Below are 24,716 nucleotides of genomic sequence, written 5' to 3'. Positions count from 1 at the left end.
ACTTTCCCCAGCGGCCAGCCTAATAGTAAGTCTACTGATTTACTAGGAAGCCATGGAATCCAGCGCGGAAGCCGGGAAACAAGAGCCAGGGCACAGCGGGATGCTGCACCTCCCTCCGCACGGTCGCGTTGACGCTACGATCCGGCTGCAGACCCGCTCAGCAATGCACGAAGCAGGGAACCCGGATCCTGGAGTTCTCCACCATGGGAAAAAGCCATCCTGTCTGGAGACATGGTGGCGATCTTCCACAGGGAACGTTCGGCCTCCGCCGGATCAGCAGTGAAGGGCGCAGGCGGGCGCACCATGGTCCCGTCCATGGCACCCACAGCGTCGCCCACGAACATCAGTCCCTCGTTTTCCAACAACAGGCTGATGTGCCCTTGGGTGTGACCGGGCGTTGAAACGACCCTCAAGCCGCGGATGAGCTGACCATCGGAAGCTCGCTGGATCTCTCCGCCAACACCCATGGCAGCGGCTTCACCATCGCCGGCCCACACCGCAACTCCTGTTGTCCTGGACAGGACATCTTCCAAACCGCCGACGTGATCCGGATGCGAATGCGTGAGCACGACGTCCGAAACGTCGCTCCAGCCCGCACCAACGTTCTCCAAACCGCGCGCGATGTCCTCCACATTTCCAGCCAGACCGGTATCGATGAGGACAATTCCGTCAGTGACAGGAAGAACGAAAGACCTGACATCGAAGCTGATCTCTCCAGGACCGGCCATTCCCGCAGGTAAGTGCACTTGCTGGACGACGACTTCCAGCGCCTGGCTCATGATTGCCTCTTTGCCGGCGGGCCGTCAATGACCCGCGGGATGTACTCCAGCAGCTGCGACCGGCCATCGAAGGTCCGGCTGTCCACGAGCTCCAACGCTACGTCCGGATAGCCATCGAAGATGCGCTCGCTGCCGGTCCTTCCGGTGATCACGGGAAAGACAACCAGGCGGTATCTGTCCACCAGTCCGGCGGTCAGCAGGGAGCGGCACAGGCTTATGCTGCCAAGGGTGCTCAGAATGCCTGTTCGAGTCCGCTTCAGTTCCCGTACCGCTTCCACCGCATCACCGGTAATGAGTTCGGTGTTGGCCCACGCCAAAGGTTCTTTCAAGGTGGAGGAGAAGACTATTTTGGGCAGGGCCGCCATGCCGCTCAAACTGGCGCCCTCGTCCTGCGAAAAGCCCGAATTCCCGGCACTGGCTTCCTGGGACAAGCTGGACATCACCCGGTATGTGGTGGCCCCCATCAAGGTGGTGAAGTCCTTCTTGCCTTCCTCGTCCAGCCAAGCCAGGTACTCAGGACCCTCCAGCCCCCACCACCCGGGCCAGCCCTCAGCAGATGCATAGCCATCCAAGGAAATAATCAGGTCCACCACCAGGGTTGCCGTTGACTCGCTTGCCGTTGACTCGCTCATGCGCCGCCTCCTCGGATCTACCGTGCGGGACATGCTAGCCCCGGAGCAAAGAGCCATTCAAGGGGTTGATGGTTAGAGGACCAGAAGGGCGAAGCCTCCCAGCGCACTGAGGATGCCGACGCCGGTGAGTATCCAGCCGAGGATCAACACAGTGTGGTCATACCGCGGCGGCTGAAGCGAGCATCGGGAAGGATGGCAAAGGTCATAGTGGACCACCACCGCTCCTGGCTGGAAGCTGCCATCGCCTGAAGGGACATCCAACAGGATCTTGCGTTCCTCATTGGCCTGGTCAACCCAGTGCAGGCCCACGAAACCACCGGCAGCGAACCGTTCGCCGTCGGCGGTCACCCAAAGGCACCGGCGCCTGGCAACGATCCACGCAGTGATCAGCAACGGGACACCCGGGACGAACCCCACCCAGGTCATCATTTCCAGGATGGGGCCAAGAACGTCCACGCTACCGGCCATATGGTTGATCCTATGCGCTTGACGCCGGAGTCAGGCAGGGTCACGCAGCATAAGGCCTGGTGTCTTCGTGCCACTGGCCAATGCGTCCCGCCGGCGTGGATGCGCCGGACAGACCCACCTGAGGCGCCGATGGTTGCGGACACCAAAGGGTTGCGGACATGAAAGGCTTGGCCCATGGACCTGGAAATTACCCCCACAGTGACAGTTCCCGCCTCGGAATTGTCCTGGCGGTTTTCCCGTTCCTCAGGGCCGGGCGGACAACATGTCAACACCACCGACAGCCGCGCAGAACTGCGATGGAACATCGCCGGAACGACAGCACTCACGGACGGGCAGCGCCACCTGTTGCTCAGACGGCTCGAGCGAAAGCTCCTTGATGGGGTCATCACCGTGACAGCCTCAGAGGAACGGTCCCAATTGCGCAACCGCGAGATCGCCTTGGCGAAACTCGCGGCAATCATCCGTTCCGGCCTTGCCCCCGAAGCCATTCGACGCCCCTCAAAGCCCACCCGCGGCTCCGCCCGCCGGCACCGGGCCGCCAAGGAATTGAGGTCCACCACCAAGCAACAACGACGCCGTCCTCCGGCTGAGTAGGCCGCCGAACCGTCCGGACACCCTCACGAACGCCGATAGAGTCATAGGAATGGACAGTAAACTGACAATCCCCGAGCGACCCGTTTCCGATGTTCCGGCAGCACAATTCATCGATCCTGAAGATGGCTTTGTCAAAGTCCGGGGAGCACGCGAAAACAACCTCCGCTCCGTGGACGTCAATGTCCCAAGAGATGCCATCGTCGCCTTCACGGGCGTCTCCGGGTCGGGAAAATCCTCCCTCGCCTTTGGCACCATCTACGCCGAGGCCCAGCGCCGCTACTTCGAATCCGTAGCCCCCTATGCCCGCCGCCTCATCCAACAGGGACACAATCCCAAGGTTGAATCCATCACGGGGCTCCCGCCCGCCGTCGCGCTTCAACAACGCCGCGGTACGGCTACCGCACGGTCCAGCGTCGGCACAGTGACAACACTGTCCAACTCCCTTCGCATGCTCTTCTCCCGTGCCGGACGGTACCCGGAAGGCACCAGCCAACTGGACTCCGACGCCTTCTCCCCCAACACCACGGCCGGAGCGTGCCCGGAATGCCACGGCCTGGGCGTTGCGCACACGGTCAGCGAGTCATCCCTGGTGCCGGATCCCTCCCTGAGCATCCGCGACGGAGCCATAGCCGCGTGGCCCGGCGCATGGCAGGGCAAGAACTTGCGCGACATCCTCACCCACCTGGGCTACGACGTGGACGTACCGTGGAGCAAACTGGCAAAGAAGGACCGGGACTGGATCCTGTTCACCGAAGAGCAGCCCGTGGTGGAAGTGACTCCCCAGAGGGACCGAGTCGCCAAGCCCTACAAAGGCCGCTTCTGGAGCGCCAAGAGCTACGTCCTCCACACCCTGGCAGACTCCAAGAGCACCGCCATGCGGGACCGGGTCCTGCGCTTCATGACAACCGGCCGCTGCCCACGGTGCGACGGCAGCGGACTCAGGCCCGAAGCGCTCGCCGTCACGTTCGCCGGAAAGACGATTGCCGAGTTCAACTCCCTGCCGCTGACCCGGTTGGCGGAGATCATCAGGCCAACCACCGAGCTCACCACGGCCGGGACTGCCTCCCGCACCCAGAGGTCCGGCGAAGGCAACGAGGTAGCCGTGGCCATCACCCGGGACCTGCTCGCCAGGGTTACCGTGCTCCTGGAACTTGGCCTCGGCTACCTGGCGCTGGGACGGGCAACCCCCACCCTCTCCCCCGGCGAAATGCAAAGGCTCAGGATCGCCACGCAACTGCGCTCCGGCCTGTTCGGCGTCATCTACGTCTTGGATGAGCCCTCCGCGGGGCTCCACCCCGCTGACGCCGAGCCCCTGCTTGAAGTGCTGAACCAGCTCAAGAAGTCCGGGAACTCCGTGTTTGTTGTTGAGCACAATATGAAGTTCGTCCAGGCGGCGGACTGGTTGGTCGACGTCGGACCCCTCGCCGGCGAGGGCGGCGGCCAGGTCCTCTACAGCGGCCCCGTGGACGGCCTGGAACACGTGCACGATTCCGTGACCCGCCCCTTCCTTTTTCCTGAGGAGGACAAATCGGGTGCCGGTGTTCCCCGTCCCTGGGATCGGTCACTCAAGCTTCGAGGCGCAACCCGCCATAACCTCCGCGGACTCGAGGTGGAGTTTCCTTTGGGCGTCCTGACCGCTGTGACCGGCGTTTCCGGTTCGGGCAAGTCCACCTTGGTCAGCCAGGTCCTGGCCGAGGTTGTCAACGCCCGGCTCCATCCGGAATCGGCGGACCACCCTGAATCCACGGAAACTGCAGCCGTGTCCGGGCTCCACCACCTTGACCGCCTGGTCAAGGTGGATCAGAAACCCATCGGCCGCACACCACGATCCAACCTGGCCACCTACACGGGTCTTTTCGATGGGGTCCGGAAGGAATTCGCAGCAACCGACGACGCCCGCGCCCGTGGCTTCGGTGCCGGAAGGTTCTCGTTCAACGTCGCCGGAGGCCGCTGCGAAACCTGCCAGGGAGAAGGGTTTGTGGCCGTTGAATTGCTGTTCCTTCCCGGTAGCTACGGTCCCTGCCCCGAGTGTGAGGGCACCCGTTTCAACCCGGACACCCTGGAAGTGAAGTACCGTGGCCGCAACATCGCTGAGGTCCTGGGCATGACCGTAGCTGCGGCGTCCGGGTTCCTTTCAGACCTGCCCTCCGTTTCGCGAAGCCTGCAGACCCTTCAGGACGTCGGGCTGGGTTACCTCAGGCTCGGGCAGCCTGCCACGGAGCTTTCCGGCGGAGAAGCTCAACGCATCAAACTCGCCACCGAGTTGCAGCGCACCCAGCGCGGCCACACCCTTTACCTGCTGGACGAACCCACCACCGGCCTGCACCCGGCCGATGTCCAGCTGCTCATGAAGCAGCTCCACGGACTTGTTGACGCCGGCAACACCGTGATCGTGGTGGAACACGGCATGGACGTTGTGGCGGCCGCTGATTGGGTGATCGACCTGGGGCCAGGTGGAGGCGACGCCGGTGGCGAGGTGATCGCTACCGGGCCGCCCGCCGTCGTCGCCCGTTCCACCAAAAGCCGGACAGCCCCCTACCTTGCGGCCGCCCTCGCGCAGTAAGTCAGCGCCTCGGAATGTTCCGGAGGTTGCTGCGCGCCATGCTCACGGCCTCGCCTGCTCCCCGGTTCAGGACCACCTTGGACATCGCCGTGGCGAACCCAATGACTTGGGATCCGGAGATTTTCGGTGGAATGGACAGCGCATTCGGGTCTGTAATGAGTTCCACCAGTGACGGTCCGGGATGCGCAAAAGCCTCCCTGTAAGCAGACTCTATGTCCGCCGGGTCCGTAACGCGCACTGCATGGAACCCCAACGCCTTGGCTACCCCGGCGTAGTTGGCATCCGGGACGTCCACGCCAAAATCAGGAAGGCCGTCCACCAGCATCTCCAGTTTCACCATGCCCAGCGTGGAGTTATTGAACACCACCACGTTCACGGGCAACTTGTGCGCGGCAACCGTGACGAGCTCACCAAGCAACATGGACAGGCCACCATCCCCGGATACGGACACGACTTGCCGGCCGGGATAGGCCACCTGCGCACCGATTGCGTGCGGGAGGGCGTTGGCCATGGAACCGTGAAGGAAGGAACCAATCAGCCGCCGCGTGCCCAGCGGGTTGATGTACCGCGCGGTCCAGACGTTGCACATACCGGTATCCGCGGTGAAGATTGCATCCTCTGCTGCAGCCTGGTCAAGCAAGGAAGCGGCATATTCGGGGTGGATCGGCTGCTTTTTCTCCACCTTCCGCGTGTAGGCCCCCACGGCCTTGTTCATCAGGCGGTCATGTTTCTTGAGCATCTGGTCCAGGAACCGGCGGTTCTTCTTCGCCTGGACCAACGGCAGCAGTGCTGTAAGCGTGGGCAGGACATCGCCGTGTACTGCGATGTCCACGTCGGTCCGCCTGCCCAGCCGCTGGGCAGCCCTGTCCACTTGGGCCGTCCGGGTATCGGGCAGGAACTGGTCATACGGGAAGTCGGTGCCCAACAGGATCAGCAGCTCGGCATCTTCAATGCCCTCTGCCGCTGCGCCATAGCCCAGGAGCCCGGTCATGCCAATGTCGAATGGATTCCGGTACTGCACAAAGTCCTTTCCCCGGAGCGAGTGGCCAATGGGGGCATTGATGAGTTCGGCCAGCGCCATGAGTTCGCTGTGGGCGCCTTCGACGCCGGCACCGGCGAAAATGGCCACCTTGCCGGCGTCGTTGATCGCCTGGGCGAGGTCCTGCACGCTGGCCGGATCGGGCACCACGGTGGCGGGCCGGAACGTGGCAGGTGCCGGAGTGGGCACGACGGCTTCGAGGCCGGCGATGTCGCCCGGAAGGGTCACCACTGAGACTCCCCTGAGGGCGATCGCGTTCTGGATGGCGCTGTGCATGACCCGGGGCGCCTGCTCCGCCGTGCTGATCAGTTCCGAATACACCGAGCATTCGGTGAACAACCGGTCAGGATGCGTTTCCTGGAAGAAGCCGCTTCCGATCTGCTTGCTGGGGATATGCGAGGCGATCGCCAACACCGGCGCCCCGGTTCGGTTGGCGTCGTACAGTCCGTTGATCAAGTGCAGGTTTCCCGGTCCGCAGGAACCTGCGCACACGGCAAGCCTGCCGGTCAGTTGCGCCTCGGCAGCGGCGGCGAAGGCGGCCGCCTCCTCATGGCGGACGTGGATCCAGTCGATGCCTCCTTTGGCCGAACCCCCGGTTTGTCGCACAGCGTCCACTATCGGATTGAGGCTGTCACCGACAATTCCGTAGATGCGCTGCACCCCGGCAGCCTGGAGTTGTTCGATGAGCTGGGTGGCAAGTTCCTTGGCCATTGTGTGCAGGCTCCCTGTGTGTGGTGGCGGGCTGACATGGCCAAATATAGTCTGCCTGCCTCTGCGGCTGCTCAATGGCCGCTATGCCGCCAACGGGGTCCCGAAGAGGCGTTCGGCCTTGATCAACAGGTGTCCGGGAACCGAAGCATCGTCTCCGTCGCTTCCGTGGCCGAGGAACACGGCATCACCATTGATGGTGTCCTCCACGGGGATGCCGGCCTCCCGGATCAACACTTCAGCACGGGGGTTCAGCGGCAGGGGGATAAATTTTGCCTCGTCATTCAGGAAAACATGCCACCCCCGGCCGGTAATTGTCTCGACATTCCCCCGCACGAGTTCTTGCCGCAAATCCAGCCCCTGTCCGATATGAACCAATTTAATGGGCAAGGAAATCCTGGCCGGCACAATAAGTGCTGCAAAGTTTTGTTTCAAGACTGCACTCTCATTACTCAATGAGGATGACGTCCGCCGTCATCCTGGACCACCGAAGTCAGGGCGCTGCTGCGGGCAGGGCCTGACGCCTACCCGCAGCAGCGTGGCGACCCGGTGGCTACCGCTGGTTTTTTCGCGGCTTGGAAAATATGTTGTCGCTACCGACTGCTTTAGCCCTCTTTTCGGCCCGCTTCTCCAGGATGGTTTTTCCGGACTTTTTCGCCTTGGCGCTGTTGGGGGATTTTCCCGACAATCCAATCACTCCATTCGTAGGTGCTTTACCATCACCATACCGACTTTAAATTTAAATGCCAGTTCTGGAATTGTCGCTCCCACCGCAAAGAACGCGAACCAGTTTTTCTTCAGCTCCTCTGGTTGGGACAGCCGTTCATTGCTAGCGTGACCGCATGAGCCCCTCCAAGACCCCGGCGGAGATCCTCGACATTGACGGTGCAGAGGTTCGCGTCTCGAATCCCCACAAGGTAGTTTTTCCCCTACCCGGCGTGACCAAACTCGACCTGGTCAACTACTACCTGGCGGTGGCCGATGGTGCGCTTCGGGGAGCCGCCGGCCGGCCCATGGTACTCAAGCGCTTTCCCAAAGGCATTGACGCCGAGCCGTTCTTCCAGAAGCGCGTTCCGGAAAACCACCCACCGTTCATCGACACGGCCACGCTCCACTACTCCTCGGGAACCTCAGCAGAAGAGACCGTTATCCGGGATGCCGCGGGACTGGCCTGGGTGGTGAACCTCGGCTGCCTCGACCTCAATCCGCATCCTGTCCGTGCTGAGGACCTGGACCACCCTGACGAGCTTCGAGTGGACCTTGACCCCATGCCTGGTGTGGATTGGTCACAGATCGTCGATACCGCATATGTCGCCCAGGACGTCCTCGACGACGTCGGGCTGGTGGGGTGGCCGAAGACGAGCGGGTCCCGGGGGCTCCACATCCTGGTGCGGATTGCTCCCAACTGGTCCTACCGCGAAGTGCGGCTCGCGGCCGAAACCCTCGCCCGGGAAGTAGAAAACCGTGCGCCCGGGCTTGCCACCGCCAGATGGTGGAAGGAGGAGCGGGGTGAAAGTGTGTTCGTGGACTTCAACCAGAACGCGAAGGACCGCACTGTGGCTTCGGCCTACTCCGTCCGCTCACTTCCCGATGCCCGCGTCTCGACACCTCTGACCTGGGCTGAAGTACGCTCCATCCGACCGGAGGAGTTCACCGTGCTCACTGTCCCGGACCGCTATGCCGGGATGGGTGATCCGCACGCCGGCATCGACCACGCCGTGGGCTCCCTGGACGCACTGCTGGCGTTGGCTGCTGAACTGGGGCCGGCCGAGAAAGCTCCCCGGGCAGGAGACGGATCCGGCCGCCGGATGTCCGCCATGCCGCTCATCGAGGTGGCTCGCACCAAGACCAAACCCGAGGCCATCGCTGCGTTTGAGGAGTGGAAAGGACGGCATCCCGGCGTCGTCTCCGCGTTGCACCCTGCCGATGTCCTGATTGATGGCATGAGGGGGTCCAGTTCGCTCTGGTACCGGGTTCGGGTGAACCTGCAGCATGTTCCGGAAAATGAGCGGCCACCGCAAGAGGAACTCCTCGCCGACTACGATCCGTGGGCGGGCAAGGAATGGCCGGGACGGCACGGATCCTGACATGCAAGACCTGCCCGGGTCCCTGGTGCTCATTGCAGCGTTGGCAGTTGCGGCCCCCATTGCCGTCCGACTGCTTGATCCCGTGGTCAAGGTGCCGATCGTGGTGTTCGAAATTGTCCTGGGGATACTCTTGGGCCCGAGCTTGCTTGGATGGATCGACTCCACGGCCTTCACCGACACCCTGGCCGATTTCGGGCTGGCCATGCTGTTTTTCGTCGCGGGAAATGAAATCGACTTCACGGCCATCCGCGGACGCCCCATCAGGCGCGCTTCGGCAGGCTGGCTGATCTCTTTGGCTGCCGGAATCGGCGCAGGCTTTGTTCTGGCTCCGGCCCCGGAGTCGGCTGTCATCATCGGAGTCGCCTTGTGCTCCACAGCGTTGGGAACCCTGCTGCCCATCATCCGTGATGCCGGTGAATCCACGTCACCCACAGGCACGGCCGTTGCTGCCCTGGGCGCTGTCGGGGAGTTCGGTCCACTCATCGCGATTTCGCTTTTCTTCACCGGGAAGCAGGTGGGAACGGCATCTGTGGTGTTGCTGGGGTTCGTGCTCCTGACCTGCGTGGCCATTTTCTTCGCTTCCAGGGCGCAGCACACTGTCCTGCACGCGCAAATTACCCGAACCCTCCACACCAGCAGCCAATTCGCCATGCGCTCCATCATGCTGGTCCTTAGCTCGCTGGTTGTGCTGAGCATGGTCCTGGGGCTGGACATGCTGTTGGGCGCTTTCGCCGCCGGCGTTCTTTGGCAGGTGACCATCGCGAGGGCTCCCGAAGAGGATCGAAAAGTCATTGAAACGAAAATCGACGCGGTCGCCTTCGGCTTCCTGGTGCCTGTTTTCTTCATCGATACCGGGATCGATTTTGATCTCGGCGCCTTGACGTCCAGCCCCGGCACGCTGGTCCTGGTTCCGCTGTTCCTGGTCCTCCTGCTGGTCATTCGCGGGCTCCCGTCCCTGCTCGCTGCTCCCCGCGGCTCCACCAAGGCGGACAAACGGGCACTCATCCTGTTTGGGGCGACGGGCCTGCCGATCATCGTGGCCGTGACCACTATTGGCCGTGAGCACGGGTTCATCACCAGCGGCTTCTCCTCCGCCCTGGTGGGGGCCGGGATGCTTTCGGTCCTGCTGTTCCCGTTGCTGGCTTTGCGGGAACTCCAACGCAAGGGCGCGACTTCCACGCCAGCCGTTGGGCCTGAGGACAAGGGTCCGGCACCAACGCGACAGACTCACGACGGCGACCTCCCGCCGTCGGCCGCTTCCGGCCAGCTACCGTAACGGCTGGCTGCCAGGATCCATCACAGGCTTTGCACACAGGCGTCGCGATGCTTAGGGTTGATTCATAAGCTTCCTTAGCTTTTTCATGATGTATCAACAACACGCCATCCGTCGGACATCAGGAGGACAACCATGACTGACCAGTACACGTTCCGGAACCCTGTCACCGCCTATGAGCAGATTTCCCCGCCCAAACAGCACCAGCCCGAGCCGGGCCTGGATGCAGAGCTGACACCGAAAGCGGACCTTGGCGAGGAAACCTACCGTGGAACAGGGCGGCTGGAGGGCCGCAAGGCGATCGTCACAGGAGCGGACTCGGGCATCGGCGCGGCGACGGCCATTGCCTTCGCGAGGGAGGGTGCAGACGTGGTGCTCTCCTACCTGCCCGAAGAAGAAGAGGACGCAAGCAGGATCGCCGGCATTATCGAAGCCGCGGGGCGCAAGGCCGTCAAGGTTCCCGGCGACCTGAAGGATTCCGCCACATGCCAGGAAGTAGTCGATACCGCCGTGGCCGTCCTGGGCGGGGTGGACATCTTGGTGAACAACGCCGGAAAGCAAGTAGCACAGGAAGAGCTCGCGGACATTACCGACGAACAGTTCGACCACACCCAGAAGACCAATGTCTATGCAATGTTCTGGCTGACCAAAGCCGCACTTCCCCACCTGCCCGCCGGTTCCACCATCATCAACACCACCTCTATCCAGGCCTACAACCCCTCGCCCACCCTGGTGGACTATGCCACCACCAAGGCAAGCATCAATAACTTCACCAAAGGCCTGGCCCAGCAGCTTGCCCCCAAGGGCATCCGCGTCAACGCTGTGGCCCCGGGTCCCATTTGGACACCGCTTCAGGTCAGCAGCGGCCAGCCCAAGGAAGCCTTGCCGGAGTTCGGCCAGTCCACTCCCCTGGGCCGCGCCGGCCAGCCGGCAGAGCTCGCACCGGCCTATGTGTTCCTGGCCTCGCCCGAATCAAGTTATGTGGTGGGCGAGACTTTGAACGTCAACGGTGGAAGTCCGACGCCGTAGCCCTAAACTACGCGGTGCCGTGGTGGGAACGGACTCCTCAGGCCCGGCCTTTGAGGATCATGTGCCAGTAGACCTTGGGGAACATGATGCGGTCCACCCACCACGACAACCGGCTTTCCTTCCACGTGGGCACCCGGGGAATGGTGGGCATCGGGCGGTACCGGTGATCGAACTCGGCGAAGACCACCGTGGTGCGGGAGACGGTGAAGGGGCACACTGAATAGCCGTTGTATTTCATCACCGGCGGTTTTCCACGGCGCGCGGCAACCAGGTTCCTGGCCAGCACCTTGGTCTGCTTCCGCAGCGCGCCGCCGGCCTTGGAATTGGTGGTGGCTGCGGCGTCGCCGAGGGACCAAATATTAGCGAAGCGGACGTGGCGCAACGTCTCGGTATCGACTTCGACAAATCCATCCTGCCGGCCGAGTCCGTCCTGGCGGTTCAGTCCATCCTGCCGGCCAGGGGCCGGCAAGTCCGTTGCCGCGAGCCAGTCCGGTGCCGACTGGGGCGGCACCGCATTGAGGACGTCGTAGGCCAGGTCCTCTGTTGTACCGGTGACTATGTTGCGGATGGTTGCCTGCCTGCCTACGGGATCCACAGCCACCAATTCGCTGTTTGTCCGCAGTTCAATGCCGTACGCGGCGATGATCCGCTCAAGCTCCCTGTCTACCTCGGGTACGCCGAACACTGTGGGATAGGGCTGCACCATCACTACCCGGATATTGTCCAGAACGCCCTGTTCACGCCAGTAGTCACAGGCCAGGTACATCGGCTTCTGACTGGCACCCCCACATTTGATGGGCCCTGATGGCATGGTGAAAATTACGGTGCCGGACCGCACGCTGCGCAGAAGCGACCAGGCTTTCGGGGCGAGCTCGAACTCATAATGCGACGCGCCGTACGGGGAGCGGACCGCCTCAGCCAAGCCCGGCACAGCATCCCACCGGTACTGGAGCCCTGGACAGACAACCAGGTGCCCATAGCCCACGGCGGTGCCCGATGCCAGCAACACCGCGTTGGCGTTGGTGTCCACATCCACTGCCTTGTCCTTGATCCACGCAACGCCTTTGGGCGTCACGGATGACTGGCTGCGGATGGCCTCCTTGACCTCAGCCCTGCCACCGGCAATATGGGAGAACAGCGGCTGATAGAGGTGATGGTCCTTGGGCTCAATGAGGGCGATATCCTTGACCCCGTAGCGCCTCAAGCGTGCCGCCAGCGATACCCCAGCATTACCTCCGCCGATGATGACTACATCATGGTGGTTGGACATGGGCCTACTTCTTCTCGGTAAGCGCTGAGCCTTTGTGCGCCGCCCGTGCACCCGTTTTTTCGGATTCAACCACGTACTGCGGATCCTCTTCGGAGGCCCGATGGGTGTTGCCGTCAAGCTCGAAATCGCTGGTCTTCTTTTCCAGGATCTTTCCGTGCGTCTTTCCTTGGGAGGTATTCCACTCCACGTGGGTTCCCTTGCTCAGTGCCATGTCCGCTCCAATGTGTGCTCTGCAGCTCTGACATCACGCGCCGCCCCACAATAGTAAGCATGATGATCTTTTTGCGGAACCCAGGCATCCGTTCACGCGGTGTTTGAGTTGGCGCTTGCTCCCTGCCCGTGCAGGGCTGTCCTCATCTTTTTCAGATGCAATCCCCTGCAGGGAATCGCTGCCGAGACCAAGTCTTTGCTGTGCTGGTGCTGGGGGTCAGTGAAGAACTTGTCCGTGTCCGTCAGCTCCACCAACCGCCCTTGGTAGAGGACGGCTACGCGTTGGCACATGTGGCGGACCACGTCCATGTCGTGGGTGATCATCATCAGGGAGAGTCCCCGTTCGCGGTGCAGGCGTTGCAGCAGATCAAGGATGGTTCTCTGTGTCAGGGCATCCAGGGCAGAGGTTGCTTCGTCGCAAATGAGCACCTCGGGCTCCAGCAGGAGTGCCCTGGCGATGGTGACCCGCTGCAACTGGCCTCCGGAGCATTGGCCGGGGCGCCTGTCCAGCACTGCGGGGTCCAATTCCACCTCTGCCATGGCCTCATCCAGCCGCTGCTTTTTCAGGCCCGCCGGAAGCTGACGGGGCAACGGTGCTTCCAAGCTGGCGCGGAGCGTCATACGTGGGTCGAAGGCGTCGTGAGGTTCCTGGAACACCAGTTGGACGGCAGTGTTATCCGTAAGGCGGCCTGCCGACAGAGCCCGGGTGATGCTGCCGCTGCTGATTCCTTCAAGACCGACGATGGCCCGGGCGAGGGTGCTTTTCCCCGATCCTGACTGGCCGAGCACCCCGAGGATCTCGCCCTTGTTCAGTTCAAGGGAAACAGCATCCAGCGCTGGAGTGCGGCCCCGCCTGCTTCGTCCGAAGTTCTTCACCACGCCGTTCAGGGTGAGGACAGCGGGCCCCGGCTTCGGCTGCTTCACAGTCCCTGACGGCAGGAGGTTCGAGGCTTCGAGGAGCCTCTGCGTGTAGGGAGTCTTCGGACTTCCCAACACTTCTTCGGTAGTGCCGGACTCAACGATCTTCCCTGCGTCCATCACCAACACACGGTCTGCGAAGGCCGCAACGGAAGCAAGGTTGTGGGTGATGTAGAGGATTCCCAGTCCGCGCTGGCTCCGTTCGCGGTCCAGCAGCTGCAGGATCTGGCGTTCCAGGACCTTGTCCAGCGCGGACGTCGGCTCGTCGGCAAGCAGGATCCCAGGCTGGCCCGCCAAGGCCATGGCTGTCATTGCACGCTGGGCCATGCCACCGGAAAGTTGATGCGGGTAGGACCTGGCGCCCCACTGCGGATTCTCGAATCCCACTTCACCCAACAGTTCCAGCACCTTGGCGTCCGCAGCTTTACCGCGCAGGCCTGAATGGAGACGGAGTGGTTCCCTGAGATGGGCGCGGATGGTCTTATTGGGGTTGAACATCTTCTTGGGCTGTTGGAACAGCATCCCCAGCCGGCCACCCCGGATGCGGTTCAGTTCACCTTCAGGGGCACAGGTCACGTCGACGGAGCCCACATGGATGGACCCCGAAGCAATCCGCAACTGCTCCGGCAGCAACTGCAGGACGGACCGGGCAGTCATGGTCTTGCCCGACCCCGAACCGCCCACGAGCGCTACAAACTCGCCGGGGTGTACTGCAAGGCTGACATCGGAAAGAACAGGCCGCCCGCCGCCTGCTCCCACCACCGTCAGGTCCTTGATCACCAGTTCAGGCATGTTGACCCTCCACCACCAGGACATCCACCGGATCGGCTGCCCGCCGTGATGTCCGCTGACCGATCAGCGTGACACAAAGGGCAACCAGGAAGATGGTGAGTCCCGGAGCAACAATCCCCCACGGCGCCCGCTCCGCGTATGGCTGGGCCGCTGCCACCATGGAACCCCAGTCCGATTGCGGCGGCTGAACGCCCAGGCCGAGGTAGGACAGGGCTCCCACGCTGATCAGGAGCTGCCCGAAACGCAGTGTCGCCTGCCCCAGCATGGGGGCGGCGAGGTGCGGGATGATGTGGCGGAACACAATGAACGACGGCGAACAGCCCACCACACGCGCTGCTTCGACGAAGCCGCGTGCAGAGACGTCGTAGGCCAATGTCCGCGCCAGGCGGGCAAAGGGCGTCCACCCTGTCACCGTCAACGCGACCAGCAGCGACGTAAATCCGGTGCCCATGGCAGCAACGATGAACAATGCCACCACCATCTCCGGCAGCGCCAACAAAACGTCATTGGTACGGGTGAACAGTTCATCTACCCAACCCTTCCGCCGGGCGCTGAGCACACCGATCCCCAACCCGATGATCCCCGTCAGGAGGGTAGCCAGTGCCGCCACCACCAGGGAGAACCGACCGCCGTCGAGCAAGCGGCTCAGCGTATCCCGCCCGAGGTGGTCTGTCCCCAGCCAGTGTGTGGCACTGGGCGGCGCAAGCCGCACAGCGAGGTTCTGGTCTTCCGGAGGAAAAGGCGCCAACCACGGCGCAGCCGCCACGGCGACGACTATCAGGACAAGAATAACGACGGCGGCGCCGTCGAGCACTGACCGTTTACGCAAGGGCGCCACTCACCTTTGGGCTCAGAATCCGGTGCAGGAAGTCCGCCAGAGTGGTGATGGCAACGGCCAACGCCACCACAACCACCACGCCTCCCTGCGCCAGGGGGATGTCACTGTTGACCACGGCGTCGTAGAGGAGCCGTCCCATGCCGGGGATTGCGAAGATTACCTCCACAATCACCGAACCTCCCAGAAGCCCCGCGAACCACACCGCGAACAAAGTGGACAAGGGAACCAGTCCGTTGGGAATCACATGCTGCAGGACCGTCTGCACGTGGCTGAGCCCCCGGGCCCGGGCCGCCTGGATGTGTTCGGCTTCCAGGGCATCGATCATGCCCGAGCGGACTGCTGACGTGAAGAAGCTGATAGGGCGCAGGGCCAGCGTCGCGGCGGGCAGGACGATGGAGGACGCCGTGTTCCACCCTGCTGAAGGGAGCCAGGCAAGCCTCAGTGCAAAGACCAGCACCAGCAGGGGTGCCAGCCAGTATTCCGGCATGGCAATGAAGGACTGCGTGACGGTAGTGATGAGTTTGTCGGTTTTGCTGCCTTGCTTCAGGGCCGCCACGATCCCCAACGGCAGGGACACCACTAAAGCAGCGCCCAAGGCCACCAGGACAAGGCTGACGGTGATCCCCAAAGCAGGCATCACTTGGTCGATCACCGGTGTCCGGCTGATGTGGGACAACCCCATGTCACCGGTGAAGAAATCGCCCAGCCACCGCAGATATTGGGCGGGAAGGGGATCGTTCAATCCCAGGCTGTCCGCCAGTGCATGGACCGTTGCCTCATCCACCACATCTCCTGCCACCCTGGAACGGATGATTTTCCTGACAGGATCGCCCGGAGTCACATACGGAATCAGGAAGACGGCGAAAGACGACAGCAGGACGGCGACCACCAGGGTCGCCGTCCGCCTCGCAAGGAAGGTGATCATACGCTTCTAGCTTGTCCCGGCCCGTTGCTAGGAGCCGGCCTTGGCCGTCTGCGCAGTCAGGACATACCGGGACAGCGGATCCTGGGCGTAGGACAGGACGTTGCTGCGGACAGCGTCCGTGGCTTGTTCATTGACGAGCCAGAGGTTCACGGCTTGGTCGTTAAGGAGTTGACCGGCTTTGGCATACAGCTTGTACCGTTCCTCGGTGTTGGAGGTCTTGGCTGCTTCGGCGATGATGGCGTCGTAGTCCTCGTTGCAGAAGTGGCTCAGGTTGTACGTCCCCTTGCAGGTGTAGTCGGCCGTCAGGAAGCCAATGGGATCTGCGATGTCGATGAGCCGGTTGCGCTGGCTCAGGATCATGTCATAGTTCCCGGCCAGGACATCCGGTTCGGCCGAGGCGTATTCCTTGGCCTGGATGGTCACCGGTACACCGATGTCCTTGAGGTTGTCCTGGATCACTGTTGCTACGTCCGCGAACTCTGCCCGCTCCACAATGGCGATGATCTCCAGCGGTTTGTCCGCGGTGTAACCGGCATCGGCCAGGAGTTTCTTCGCTTCGTCCAGGTTCTGCTTGGGCGCCTTGGCTTCGCTGGACGCCCAGGGCTCGGAGGGCGCGAAAGGACCGGTGGCATGCAGCGCCGCGCCTTCGTAGACGCTGGCTGCCAAAGCTTCCAGGTCCAATGCGGACCGGAGTGCCTTGCGGAAATCGACGTTGTTGAAAGGTGCCCGGCCGTTGTTCATGTACAAGGTGGCCGTGCGGGGCGAATCTGCCTTCAGGACCGAAACATCAGGTGCGCTTTCAAGGGTGGACAGCGCAGAGGCCGGGATGGATAGGGAAATGTCCGCTTCGCCGGTCTGTACTTGGGCCGCACGGGTAGCTCCGTTGGTGATGAAGCGGACCTCGGCGCCCGCCAATTGCACCTTTCCGCCCCAGTAGTTCTCGTTGCGGTCAAGCGTCAAGGACTGCTTTGCCTTTTCCGATACCGGCGTGAACGGGCCGGTGCAGTGACCGAAGGGATCAATCGTGGCACCTGCGTAGGCGGCAGGGGCGAGAATGCCGGTGTTGACGCTCGCCAGGCGGAACGGCACCAGTGGGTTCTCCGCCGGGGTGGTCACGCGAACGGTTTTGGCGTCCGTGGCCTGGACGGCAGTGACAATGGCCGGGCTGAACGCCCGGGCAGGGACTTTGGCCTTCAGGACGGAGTTCAGCGAGGCGGCGACCGCCTCCGCCGTGAGATCGGTGCCGTCCTGGAACTTCACGCCTTCGCGGATGGTGAAGTCCCACTCCAGGGGTGAGACCTGCTTCCACTCAGTGGCAAGGAACGGGACCACTTTGCCCTGGGCGGAGTCGTACTTGGTCAAGGTTTCCAGGCAGCCGGACAGCGAGAGGATGTACGCGGCGTCGGACTCCAACGCCCAGTTGGCCACGGGAGCCCGGAAGTTGTCCACGACGATGCGCTGGTTGGTATCGGCCACCTTTTCGGTGCTGGCTGTCTGTCCACCGCTGAGGCCGCAACCGGTCAGGGCGAGAAGTGCAGCGACCCCAAGGGCTGCTGTGGGAAGGCTGAGTGTGCGCAAAGGAACCGCCTGCGATGTATGCCCGGAACGGGAGGGCATGGGGAAGTAGAGACTATTTAGGTTAGCCTTACCTCCTACGCAACACCAAAAACGGCCGGCTTCGCAGACGCGTCATAATGTGCCCGACATCACCCGCCGGTTTTCGTCAGGTAAGTTCGTCAAGTCAGTTGGAACAAGCCGGACCATCACCAGGGCGCCACGGCGTGGGCACTCCGGATCAGCCTTCCCGGGCTTTTCGGGTAGCGGCGTCATTGGCCTTCTGCAGTGCGTGGATCAGCTCATCTTTATCCATGGTTGAGCGCCCCTTGATGCCCAGTTCGCGGGCCCGCCGGTAGAGGTGCTCCTTGGAAGCATTGGCGTCCACTCCGCCGGCAGTGGCCTTGTCAGAGCTGGCCCCTTCCGCCGCATGGTCATCGGAAGGTCCACGTTCTTCCTTGGGTTCCCAATGGTCGCCAACCTTCTCGTAGCTGTGCTTCAGCGATGCGAAGGCCGTGCGGGCGGCCCTGCTCTCATCGCCGTCGTAGGATTCCATCGCGGAGTCGTAGGTCTTGGCGAACGTGTCCTGGGCTTTCTGGTCCGAGCGCTGAAGGGTTGAGGGCAACTCGTCTTTTCGGGCGTGATCGTTCTTGCCGGTCTTGGGCATGTGACTCACTCTCCTGGTCCAGGGAATACCTCAAGCATGCGACAACACCAGGGCCGACCTCAAGATGCCCTCACGAGGCCCCGGCGCCTGCCAAATCTGGCCAGAGTCTGAAGCCAAGGGCCCAAGAAAGGGCCGAAAAGCGGTGGGCGTAGGGTGGAAGGTGGACGAAAGGAGCACTTCATGAAGAAAATCCTCATGGTAGTAACCAGCGTTTCCGAGCTCGGCGACACGGGAGAGAAAACCGGCTACAACGTGGCCGAAGCCGCCCACCCCTGGAAGGTCTTCAAAGATTCGGGCCACTTCGTCGACTTTGCGTCCATCAAAGGAGGCCAGCCTCCACGCGATGAAGTGGACGAAGAGGATCCCATCCAGGTTGCCTTCACCCAGGACGAGACAACGCGCGCAGGGCTGTACAACACCGCCCGCGTCGACGTCGTCGATCCCGCCCAATACGATGCCATCTACCTCGTGGGTGGCCACGGCACCATGTGGGACTTCCCCGACAGCGAAGGCCTGCAGAATCTGGTGGCCGGCATTTACAACGCCGGCGGCCTGGTGGGTGCCGTATGCCACGGGCCGGCCGGACTGGTGAACGTAGAACTGGACAACGGATTCCGGCTGGTCGAGGGCCGCGACGTGGCAGCGTTTACCAATGACGAAGAAGTGGCTGCAGGCAAAGACAAGGTCATTCCCTTCTTCCTTGCAGACCGGCTTGAGGAACAGGGGGCGCGTCACGTCTCCGCGGGGGTCTTTGAGGAGAAGGTGGCGGTTGACGGCCGCCTTGTCACAGGCCAGAACCCTGCCTCGGCGGCCGGCGTGGCCAAAGAAATGGAAAAACTCTTTGCCGAAGTCATCCACCAGGAAAAGGCCGAAGAGCAGCACGAGGCAGATGCAGTGCGTGCTGGGAAGGACGCCGAAAAGTCCGCCAGGAAGCAGGCCGGTTCTGACACCGGCCACTGACTAGAGGTAGTCATGCCCCCGCGCCCGCGCGATTTCCACGAGCGTCGAGTGGAAAGCCACTTCCGCGGGGGCATACACCTTGTCCTGGCGCTGGGCCAGGAGTACCCGACGCAAGGGCGCATCAGGGCCAAGGCTGAGGACGCGGACATCGGGGTGCTGCAAGGCCACCGCCGTTTTGGGCACCATCGCCACCCCCATACCCACGCTGACCATGGCCTGCGCCTCCTGGTAATCGTTCGCCAAAAAGCCGATGTTCGGCTCAAAGCCGGCAACATGTGCTGAACGTTGAAGCACTTCAACCACCGGATGTGCTTCCGCGCGGACTATCCATGACTCCTTCCGGAGTTCTCCCATCTCCACTTGCTCCCGGTCGGCCAAGGGGTGTCCCTTGGCCACCAAAATCACTGTGCTCTCCTGGAAGACCTCGGTGATGCGGATGGATTCATCGTTGAACCGGTTCCAGGGGTAGTCCCACAGCAAACACAATCCCGTCACTCCTGACTGAAGGTCCGAGACCAACTCGTCAAAGCGTGCGCTGCGCACGGAGAGGCCAATGGCCGGGTACCGCTTCTTGAATGCCCTGATGACCAGGGGCAGAAACGATCCCGCGAGTGTGGGAAAGGTACCAATGGTCAGCGAACCGCGGTTCAAGCCTGCGATTTGGTCCAGGTCGGAACGGGCCGCCCGCATCTGACCCACAATTTTCCGGGCATGCCCTGCGAGTATCTGGCCTGCCTCGGTGGGAACAACGCCGCGCGAACGTCGGTTCAGCAACGGCTGGCCGACCTCTTGCTCAAGCTTGCGCAGCTGCTGTGAAACGGCCGAGGGAGTGTAGAGCATGGTATCGGCTGCAGCAGTAATGGATCCCTGCTCGACGACTTCCACCAGCAGCGCGAGCCTTCTGATGTCGAATAATTCCGGGGTGTCGTCGTTAAGCATGCCTTCACACTCCTGTTTTAACCGTTCATTCACTGCATTTACTCGGCATAGAGCTGCCATTCAGCGGACTGCGTCGTCCAGACACGGGCACACTTTCCTCCGCTAGACACTTTAGCCTCAATGAATGAAGCAAGGCTACAGCCCCCTCTAGAAATCCAACATTGTCTTCATTTGTGATCCGGATCATCCTCGTAACAGGAACAACATCAACGAGATGCAGGGAACACCATGAAGATAGAAGCGGAATGGATGCGCGGAGGTACCAGCAAGTGCTGGGTCTTTGAAACTGCGCATCTGGAACAAACCGGCACCGACGTCAACGAGCTGCTTCCCAGGCTCTTCGGAAGCCCGGACTCCCGCCAGATCGACGGCGTTGGTGGGGCCACTTCCACCACCAGCAAAGCGATGATCCTCAGCCGGCCCGAGGACGAAGACGTGGATGTCGAATTCACCTTCGCGCAGGTAGGCATCGAAGAGGCAGCCGTGGACTGGGGCAGCAACTGTGGCAACTGCTCCGCAGTTGTGGGCCTGTACGCCATCGAAAAGGGCTGGGTGTCGCCCGACGGCGATTCCACCCGCATCGTCACCCGCAACACCAACACGGGCCAGATCATCATCCAGCGGGTTTCCACCCCCAATGGCGCCCTGCCGATCGTTCCGGATGCGGAAATGCCCGGCGTCGTTTTTCCCGGTTACAGGGTGGGCCTGGGCTTCTTTGATCCGGCAGGAAAAACCACCGGGAAGCTCCTTCCTACCGGCGCGCCGACGGACGTCATCCTCGCAGGAGGCACGCGGTGGACCGTATCAATGGTCGACGCCGGTGCGCCAGTTGTCATACTCCGCGCAGAAGAGTTGGGACTGGACACTTCGCGCTATGACACCTGGGGCGCAGGGGTGGAACTGCAACTGGACACCTTGGACGTTATCCGACGCCAGGCGGCGGTCCGTATGGGTTTGGCAACGAGCCCCTCCCAGGCGGCGCGGGCCGTTCCCAAGCTTGCGATCGTGGCCGCACCCAGCAGCAACGACCCCGTAGGTGACGTCAACGTCATGATGCTTTCCATGGGCAAGCCACATCCGGCACTGGCCATCACGGGCAGCATCGCTTTGACATTGGCCGCCCGCACCCCAGGAACGGTGCTGAACGAGATCACGGGCACCGTTTCTTACCCCACCCTGAAACTCCGGACGCCGGCCGGCGTGATCGAGACCTGGACCGAGCAACGCGACGGTTCACTCCTGGTGGGCGTCGACCGGACTGCCCGCACCATCGCCACCAGCATCATTCACCTCCCGGAGACTCTCGGCAGTGCCGTCGAAGCCTCGCTTGCATCAGCCACTCAATGAGGAGAAACCATCATGGCTAAGACTACGTACCAACCAGCTCCCAAAGTCGAGAGCGAAATCCGGGACCGGAGTTCCAGCAGTCCCAACCGCCGCCGCCGTATCCTGCTTCTAACGGTTGCCGCTTCCGTGATCCTGGGCTTGGTCGCCATCCTGTTCGGGGGCGCCATCTTCAACCCGGCGGCTACCCCGGAATCGGAGCCGACCATGACTGCCACCCAGATCATCCCTCTGGTCATCCTGGTGGTGATGTTCGTCGTCGCCACCAAGTGGCCGCTGAACATTGGCGTGATGGGGCTGGTCGCCTCCTTCGGTGTCGGCTACTTCATGCTGGGCATGACCGATAAGGAGATCCTGGCCGATTTCCCGTCAAACATTGTCATCACCATCATTGGCGTCACGTACTTCTTCAGCATGGCCCAGAGGAACGGGACCATCGACATCATCGTCCAGAACTGCGTCCGTGCGGTTCGAGGCAAAACGTTGCTTTTGCCATGGGTATTCTTCCTGCTGGCAGCATCACTGACCGCGCTGGGCACGTTCTCCCCCGCAGCCGTCGCCCTGCTGGCGCCTGCAGCCATTGGACTGGCCTACGAATCACGGATCCACCCCGTCCTGATGGGTGCCTTCATCATCAATGGGGCCCATGCCGGAGGGTTCTCCCCCTTGTCCGTGGCAGGCGTACTGGTCCATGACATTGCCGTGAAGAACGGCTTCCCGATCTCCCAAGGTGCCCTTTTTGGCGCGAGCTTCGCGCTGAACCTCATCCTCTCGGTCCTCACCGTGGTGCTGTTCGCCCTCCTGGGCAAACTTCGCGACGGCGCCGCGGGCCAGCATGCCGACCTCGAGGCACGCAGCACCCGGCCCCACGGCCAGCAGATCCTCACCCTGGGCCTGATCGCGGCAATGCTTGTGTGCGCCTTGGGCTTCCACATGCCCATCGGCTTCGTCGCCCTCTCTGCCGGACTCCTCCTGGCCCTGGTCAACATCAAGGAGCACCAGACGTTCATCGGCGGAGTTTCATGGTCAACGGTGCTGCTGGTCGCCGGCATGATCACCTACGTGTCCTTGCTGCAGCACGTCGGCGTCATCGACACGCTGGCCGAGCAGGCCCTGGCGCTCGGAGCCCCGCTGCTCATTGCCCTTGTTCTCTGCTACGTAATCGGAGTCGGCTCGGCCTTTGCCTCCTCAACTGCCCTGCTGACCGCATTTATCCCGCTGGCCGGGCCGTTGCTTGCGACCAGTTCACTCAGCGCGTCAGGCACCGTGGCTGCCCTGGCCATCGCCGCAACCGTCGTTGACGTCTCTCCCTTCTCCACCGACGGAGCGTTGGTTGTGGCCAATGCCCGCGAAGACGATCGCCAGCGCGTGTATAAGCAACTGATGATGTACGCCGGCGGCGTAGTCCTGGTGGCACCCGCCCTGGCTTGGGCCCTGCTGGTTCCCACCGGAATCATGTAGCCCAGGACCTCATGGACTGCCGAAGAAGAGTTCGGCATGCGTAGGGGACGGCACCTGCACACCATCGCAACAGGAAGCCCGAACCGCGGGCGCAGGAGACGCACCCTACGCAGCAAAGGGCAGGGCCACCAGGAAGGTGGTCCTGCCCTTTGTCGTTGGACGCTGCCCAGCCGTCACCGGCTCACCATCGGTTTATGGGGTGACCTTGAGCTCCCGGAGGGTCAGGTTCCGGAACGTGGCCGATCCTTCATGGGCATAAAGGCGGATACCGTCATCGCCTTCAAGGGGAAATACCCGATGTGAATGGACCACGCGCCCGTCACCGACGAACATTTCCACGCTGGTGCGATCCACCAGGATGCGCAGCGCAAGACTGCCCGCGGCAGGGTCCACCGGGGTTTGGGTTTCGCCGGCCGTGGGGTTGATCGTGGGGCGGCGGTTGACGTAGGCGAAGGGACCACCCAGGAAGGCGCCCGCGGCGACGTGCCTGCCGCCACGTGGTGCCCTGCATACTTCGAATCCAAGGTTGGCAGGCGGCGCGGCCGGGTCCCACACCACCTCACAGCTGAGGTCGACGGCCAGGGACCGGACCTCCAGGTCGTGGGTGCCGGCCACCACCACGTCACCGAGTCGATGCTCGCGCGTGACATGGTCACCCACGGCAGAGGTCGGCGCGGAGGCGAGGTAGTAGGCGTTGGCTCCACGCTTGAGCCGGATGTCGCGGACGATCATGTCATCGCCGTTGTAGCCATCGGTGGCAAGCGTTGGCGTGTTGTGGGGGTAGTCCCAGAAATTTGCCCAGCCGATCGCCCTGCGCAGGGTTGGATCCTCCGCGCCCGAGGAATCGTGGTGTGGGTAGGTAACCGCGCCATAGAAGTCGAAACCATAGTCGAGCCATTCCGGTTCGGGCCGGTCCGGGTTGAACGAACTGCCGTCAAAAGCTCCGGTCCAATAGGCGTACGTTGCGGGCAGTCCGCGGCCCTTGCCGTTCGCGCTGGTGCCAAGAACCCAATGGGAGGTGCCGTCGTCGGCTGTCATCCTGAAAATGTCCGGGCACTCAAGCAGCCCCAGGTCCTCACGCACAAATTCGCCAACGCGTGTCCAGGACCGCAGGTCCTTTGATGCGTAAAAGCCGAGTTTCCGGCCCTCGGCGTTCGCCATAAACCATCGGCCCCGGTCCCCGTCCCAGATCACTTTGGGATCACGGAAATCATGTACGCCGGGGTTGGGCAGTACCGGCGCTTGACCTCCCGGGGTGAAAGAGCGGCCCCTGTCCGTGGAGTACCAAAGGTACTGCGCTTGCCGTCCTTCCGGTGCCTGGGTAACCAGGGCTATGACAGCGCCCGCCCCGTAACCGGCAGTGTTCTTCTCATCCACCACCAGGGAACCGGACCAGCAGTCACCATTGCCGTTGCTGAACTTCGGTATCGCCACACCCTGGTCCCGGAATGAGACGTGGTCCGTGGTGGTTGCCCGGCGCCAGGACGTACCCCCACCGCCGTTGATGTAATCGGCGTTGTACAGGTAGTAGTAGTGGTACTCGCCGTCCAGGTAGATGGGCCGCTGGGGATCGTTCTTCCAGTTGTCCGGCACGCTGAAATGATAGGCGGGACGCATTCGCGATCTTCCTTTCGACGGCGGGACATCTGCCGATCCAGGTCCGCCG

Annotated in this window: 23 protein-coding genes; 9 read left to right on the top strand and 14 right to left on the bottom strand. The window is 62.5% G+C overall.

The genetic code is table 11. The features are described 5' to 3' along the window. Positions 1 to 134: 134 nt before the first annotated feature. From BLQ01_RS10795 to BLQ01_RS10785, 3 genes are all read right to left on the bottom strand, one after another. Positions 135 to 779, bottom strand: coding sequence for an MBL fold metallo-hydrolase (locus BLQ01_RS10795; protein WP_091551712.1), 645 nt, complete (start codon positions 777 to 779; stop codon positions 135 to 137). Then, the gene (locus tag BLQ01_RS10790; protein ID WP_091551710.1) at positions 776 to 1,411 is read right to left on the bottom strand and encodes a dihydrofolate reductase family protein; all 636 of its coding nucleotides are present in this window, start codon (positions 1,409 to 1,411) and stop codon (positions 776 to 778) included. The genes BLQ01_RS10795 and BLQ01_RS10790 overlap by 4 nt, the downstream gene beginning before the upstream one ends. A 72-nt stretch (positions 1,412 to 1,483) precedes the next feature. Continuing rightward, on the bottom strand, positions 1,484 to 1,879 hold the full coding sequence (locus BLQ01_RS10785; protein WP_091551708.1) for a hypothetical protein: 396 nt from the start codon (positions 1,877 to 1,879) through the stop codon (positions 1,484 to 1,486). 174 nt (positions 1,880 to 2,053) lie between these two features. On the opposite strand from BLQ01_RS10785, the gene arfB reads away from it, so the two are divergent. Then, positions 2,054 to 2,473, top strand: coding sequence for an alternative ribosome rescue aminoacyl-tRNA hydrolase ArfB (arfB, locus tag BLQ01_RS10780; protein ID WP_091551706.1), 420 nt, complete (start codon positions 2,054 to 2,056; stop codon positions 2,471 to 2,473). Between the two features lie 49 nt (positions 2,474 to 2,522). Further along, complete coding sequence (uvrA, locus tag BLQ01_RS10775; protein WP_091551705.1) at positions 2,523 to 5,036, top strand: excinuclease ABC subunit UvrA; 2,514 nt, start codon at positions 2,523 to 2,525, stop codon at positions 5,034 to 5,036. Position 5,037: 1 nt separating this feature from the next. Here uvrA and BLQ01_RS10770 read toward each other — a convergent pair whose 3' ends face one another. Together BLQ01_RS10770 and BLQ01_RS10765 are read right to left on the bottom strand one after the other, a co-directional pair. After that, the gene (locus tag BLQ01_RS10770) at positions 5,038 to 6,786 is read right to left on the bottom strand and encodes a pyruvate dehydrogenase (RefSeq protein ID WP_091551703.1); all 1,749 of its coding nucleotides are present in this window, start codon (positions 6,784 to 6,786) and stop codon (positions 5,038 to 5,040) included. An 81-nt stretch (positions 6,787 to 6,867) separates the two neighbouring features. Further along, on the bottom strand, positions 6,868 to 7,173 hold the full coding sequence (locus BLQ01_RS10765) for a DUF3846 domain-containing protein (protein ID WP_254779361.1): 306 nt from the start codon (positions 7,171 to 7,173) through the stop codon (positions 6,868 to 6,870). Between BLQ01_RS10765 and BLQ01_RS22350 the strand changes: the two genes are divergently transcribed. From BLQ01_RS22350 to BLQ01_RS10750, 4 genes are all read left to right on the top strand, one after another. Next, complete coding sequence (locus BLQ01_RS22350; protein ID WP_175493385.1) at positions 7,166 to 7,621, top strand: hypothetical protein; 456 nt, start codon at positions 7,166 to 7,168, stop codon at positions 7,619 to 7,621. The genes BLQ01_RS10765 and BLQ01_RS22350 overlap by 8 nt on opposite strands. 4 nt (positions 7,622 to 7,625) lie before the next feature. Further along, entirely contained in the window at positions 7,626 to 8,870 is a 1,245-nt protein-coding gene (ligD, locus tag BLQ01_RS10760; RefSeq protein ID WP_091551700.1) for a non-homologous end-joining DNA ligase, read from the top strand. A gap of 1 nt (position 8,871) precedes the next feature. Then, the gene (locus tag BLQ01_RS10755; RefSeq protein WP_091551698.1) at positions 8,872 to 10,146 is read left to right on the top strand and encodes a cation:proton antiporter; all 1,275 of its coding nucleotides are present in this window, start codon (positions 8,872 to 8,874) and stop codon (positions 10,144 to 10,146) included. Between the two features lie 132 nt (positions 10,147 to 10,278). Beyond that, a complete protein-coding gene (locus BLQ01_RS10750; RefSeq protein WP_026540549.1) occupies positions 10,279 to 11,172 on the top strand; it encodes a glucose 1-dehydrogenase in 894 nt (297 codons plus the stop codon). Between the two features lie 37 nt (positions 11,173 to 11,209). On the opposite strand, the gene BLQ01_RS10745 is transcribed toward BLQ01_RS10750, so the two are convergent. The 7 genes from BLQ01_RS10745 to BLQ01_RS10715 form a co-directional block, all read right to left on the bottom strand. Next, positions 11,210 to 12,442, bottom strand: coding sequence for an NAD(P)/FAD-dependent oxidoreductase (locus tag BLQ01_RS10745; RefSeq protein WP_091551696.1), 1,233 nt, complete (start codon positions 12,440 to 12,442; stop codon positions 11,210 to 11,212). 4 nt (positions 12,443 to 12,446) lie between these two features. Next, positions 12,447 to 12,653, bottom strand: a complete 207-nt coding sequence (locus BLQ01_RS10740; protein ID WP_026540547.1) for a hypervirulence associated TUDOR domain-containing protein — start codon at positions 12,651 to 12,653, stop codon at positions 12,447 to 12,449. A gap of 92 nt (positions 12,654 to 12,745) precedes the next feature. Then, the gene (locus BLQ01_RS10735) at positions 12,746 to 14,362 is read right to left on the bottom strand and encodes an ATP-binding cassette domain-containing protein (protein ID WP_091551695.1); all 1,617 of its coding nucleotides are present in this window, start codon (positions 14,360 to 14,362) and stop codon (positions 12,746 to 12,748) included. Continuing rightward, the gene (locus BLQ01_RS10730) at positions 14,355 to 15,200 is read right to left on the bottom strand and encodes an ABC transporter permease (protein ID WP_091551693.1); all 846 of its coding nucleotides are present in this window, start codon (positions 15,198 to 15,200) and stop codon (positions 14,355 to 14,357) included. The genes BLQ01_RS10735 and BLQ01_RS10730 overlap by 8 nt, the downstream gene beginning before the upstream one ends. Continuing rightward, positions 15,184 to 16,125, bottom strand: coding sequence for an ABC transporter permease (locus tag BLQ01_RS10725; RefSeq protein WP_026540545.1), 942 nt, complete (start codon positions 16,123 to 16,125; stop codon positions 15,184 to 15,186). The genes BLQ01_RS10730 and BLQ01_RS10725 overlap by 17 nt, the downstream gene beginning before the upstream one ends. 27 nt (positions 16,126 to 16,152) lie before the next feature. Next, positions 16,153 to 17,742 carry an ABC transporter substrate-binding protein gene (locus BLQ01_RS10720; RefSeq protein WP_091551691.1) on the bottom strand — a complete coding sequence of 530 codons (1,590 nt, stop codon included), beginning with the start codon at positions 17,740 to 17,742 and terminating at the stop codon, positions 16,153 to 16,155. 178 nt (positions 17,743 to 17,920) lie between these two features. Continuing rightward, positions 17,921 to 18,346 (bottom strand): ChaB family protein, encoded by a 426-nt coding sequence (locus BLQ01_RS10715; RefSeq protein WP_091551690.1) that lies wholly within the window; start codon positions 18,344 to 18,346, stop codon positions 17,921 to 17,923. A 180-nt stretch (positions 18,347 to 18,526) separates the two neighbouring features. On the opposite strand from BLQ01_RS10715, the gene BLQ01_RS10710 reads away from it, so the two are divergent. Continuing rightward, entirely contained in the window at positions 18,527 to 19,306 is a 780-nt protein-coding gene (locus BLQ01_RS10710; RefSeq protein ID WP_026546712.1) for a type 1 glutamine amidotransferase domain-containing protein, read from the top strand. Here the strand turns inward: BLQ01_RS10710 and BLQ01_RS10705 are convergent, their stop codons facing one another. Further along, entirely contained in the window at positions 19,307 to 20,245 is a 939-nt protein-coding gene (locus tag BLQ01_RS10705) for a LysR family transcriptional regulator (RefSeq protein ID WP_026540541.1), read from the bottom strand. It abuts the gene before it with no gap. 228 nt (positions 20,246 to 20,473) lie between these two features. On the opposite strand from BLQ01_RS10705, the gene BLQ01_RS10700 reads away from it, so the two are divergent. Then, positions 20,474 to 21,592, top strand: coding sequence for a PrpF domain-containing protein (locus BLQ01_RS10700; RefSeq protein ID WP_091551688.1), 1,119 nt, complete (start codon positions 20,474 to 20,476; stop codon positions 21,590 to 21,592). Positions 21,593 to 21,604: 12 nt separating this feature from the next. Further along, positions 21,605 to 23,050, top strand: coding sequence for an SLC13 family permease (locus tag BLQ01_RS10695; protein ID WP_091551687.1), 1,446 nt, complete (start codon positions 21,605 to 21,607; stop codon positions 23,048 to 23,050). A 192-nt stretch (positions 23,051 to 23,242) separates the two neighbouring features. On the opposite strand, the gene BLQ01_RS10690 is transcribed toward BLQ01_RS10695, so the two are convergent. Next, positions 23,243 to 24,667, bottom strand: coding sequence for a glycoside hydrolase family 32 protein (locus BLQ01_RS10690; protein ID WP_091551685.1), 1,425 nt, complete (start codon positions 24,665 to 24,667; stop codon positions 23,243 to 23,245). Between the last annotated feature and the right edge of the window lie 49 nt (positions 24,668 to 24,716).

This window comes from Arthrobacter sp. UNCCL28 (assembly GCF_900102805.1).
In the GTDB taxonomy this organism is placed as follows: Bacteria; Actinomycetota; Actinomycetes; order Actinomycetales; family Micrococcaceae; genus Arthrobacter; species Arthrobacter nicotinovorans_A.
The sequence above is the reverse complement of the archived record's forward strand: the minus strand, read 5'-3'. Positions and strand labels throughout refer to the sequence as shown.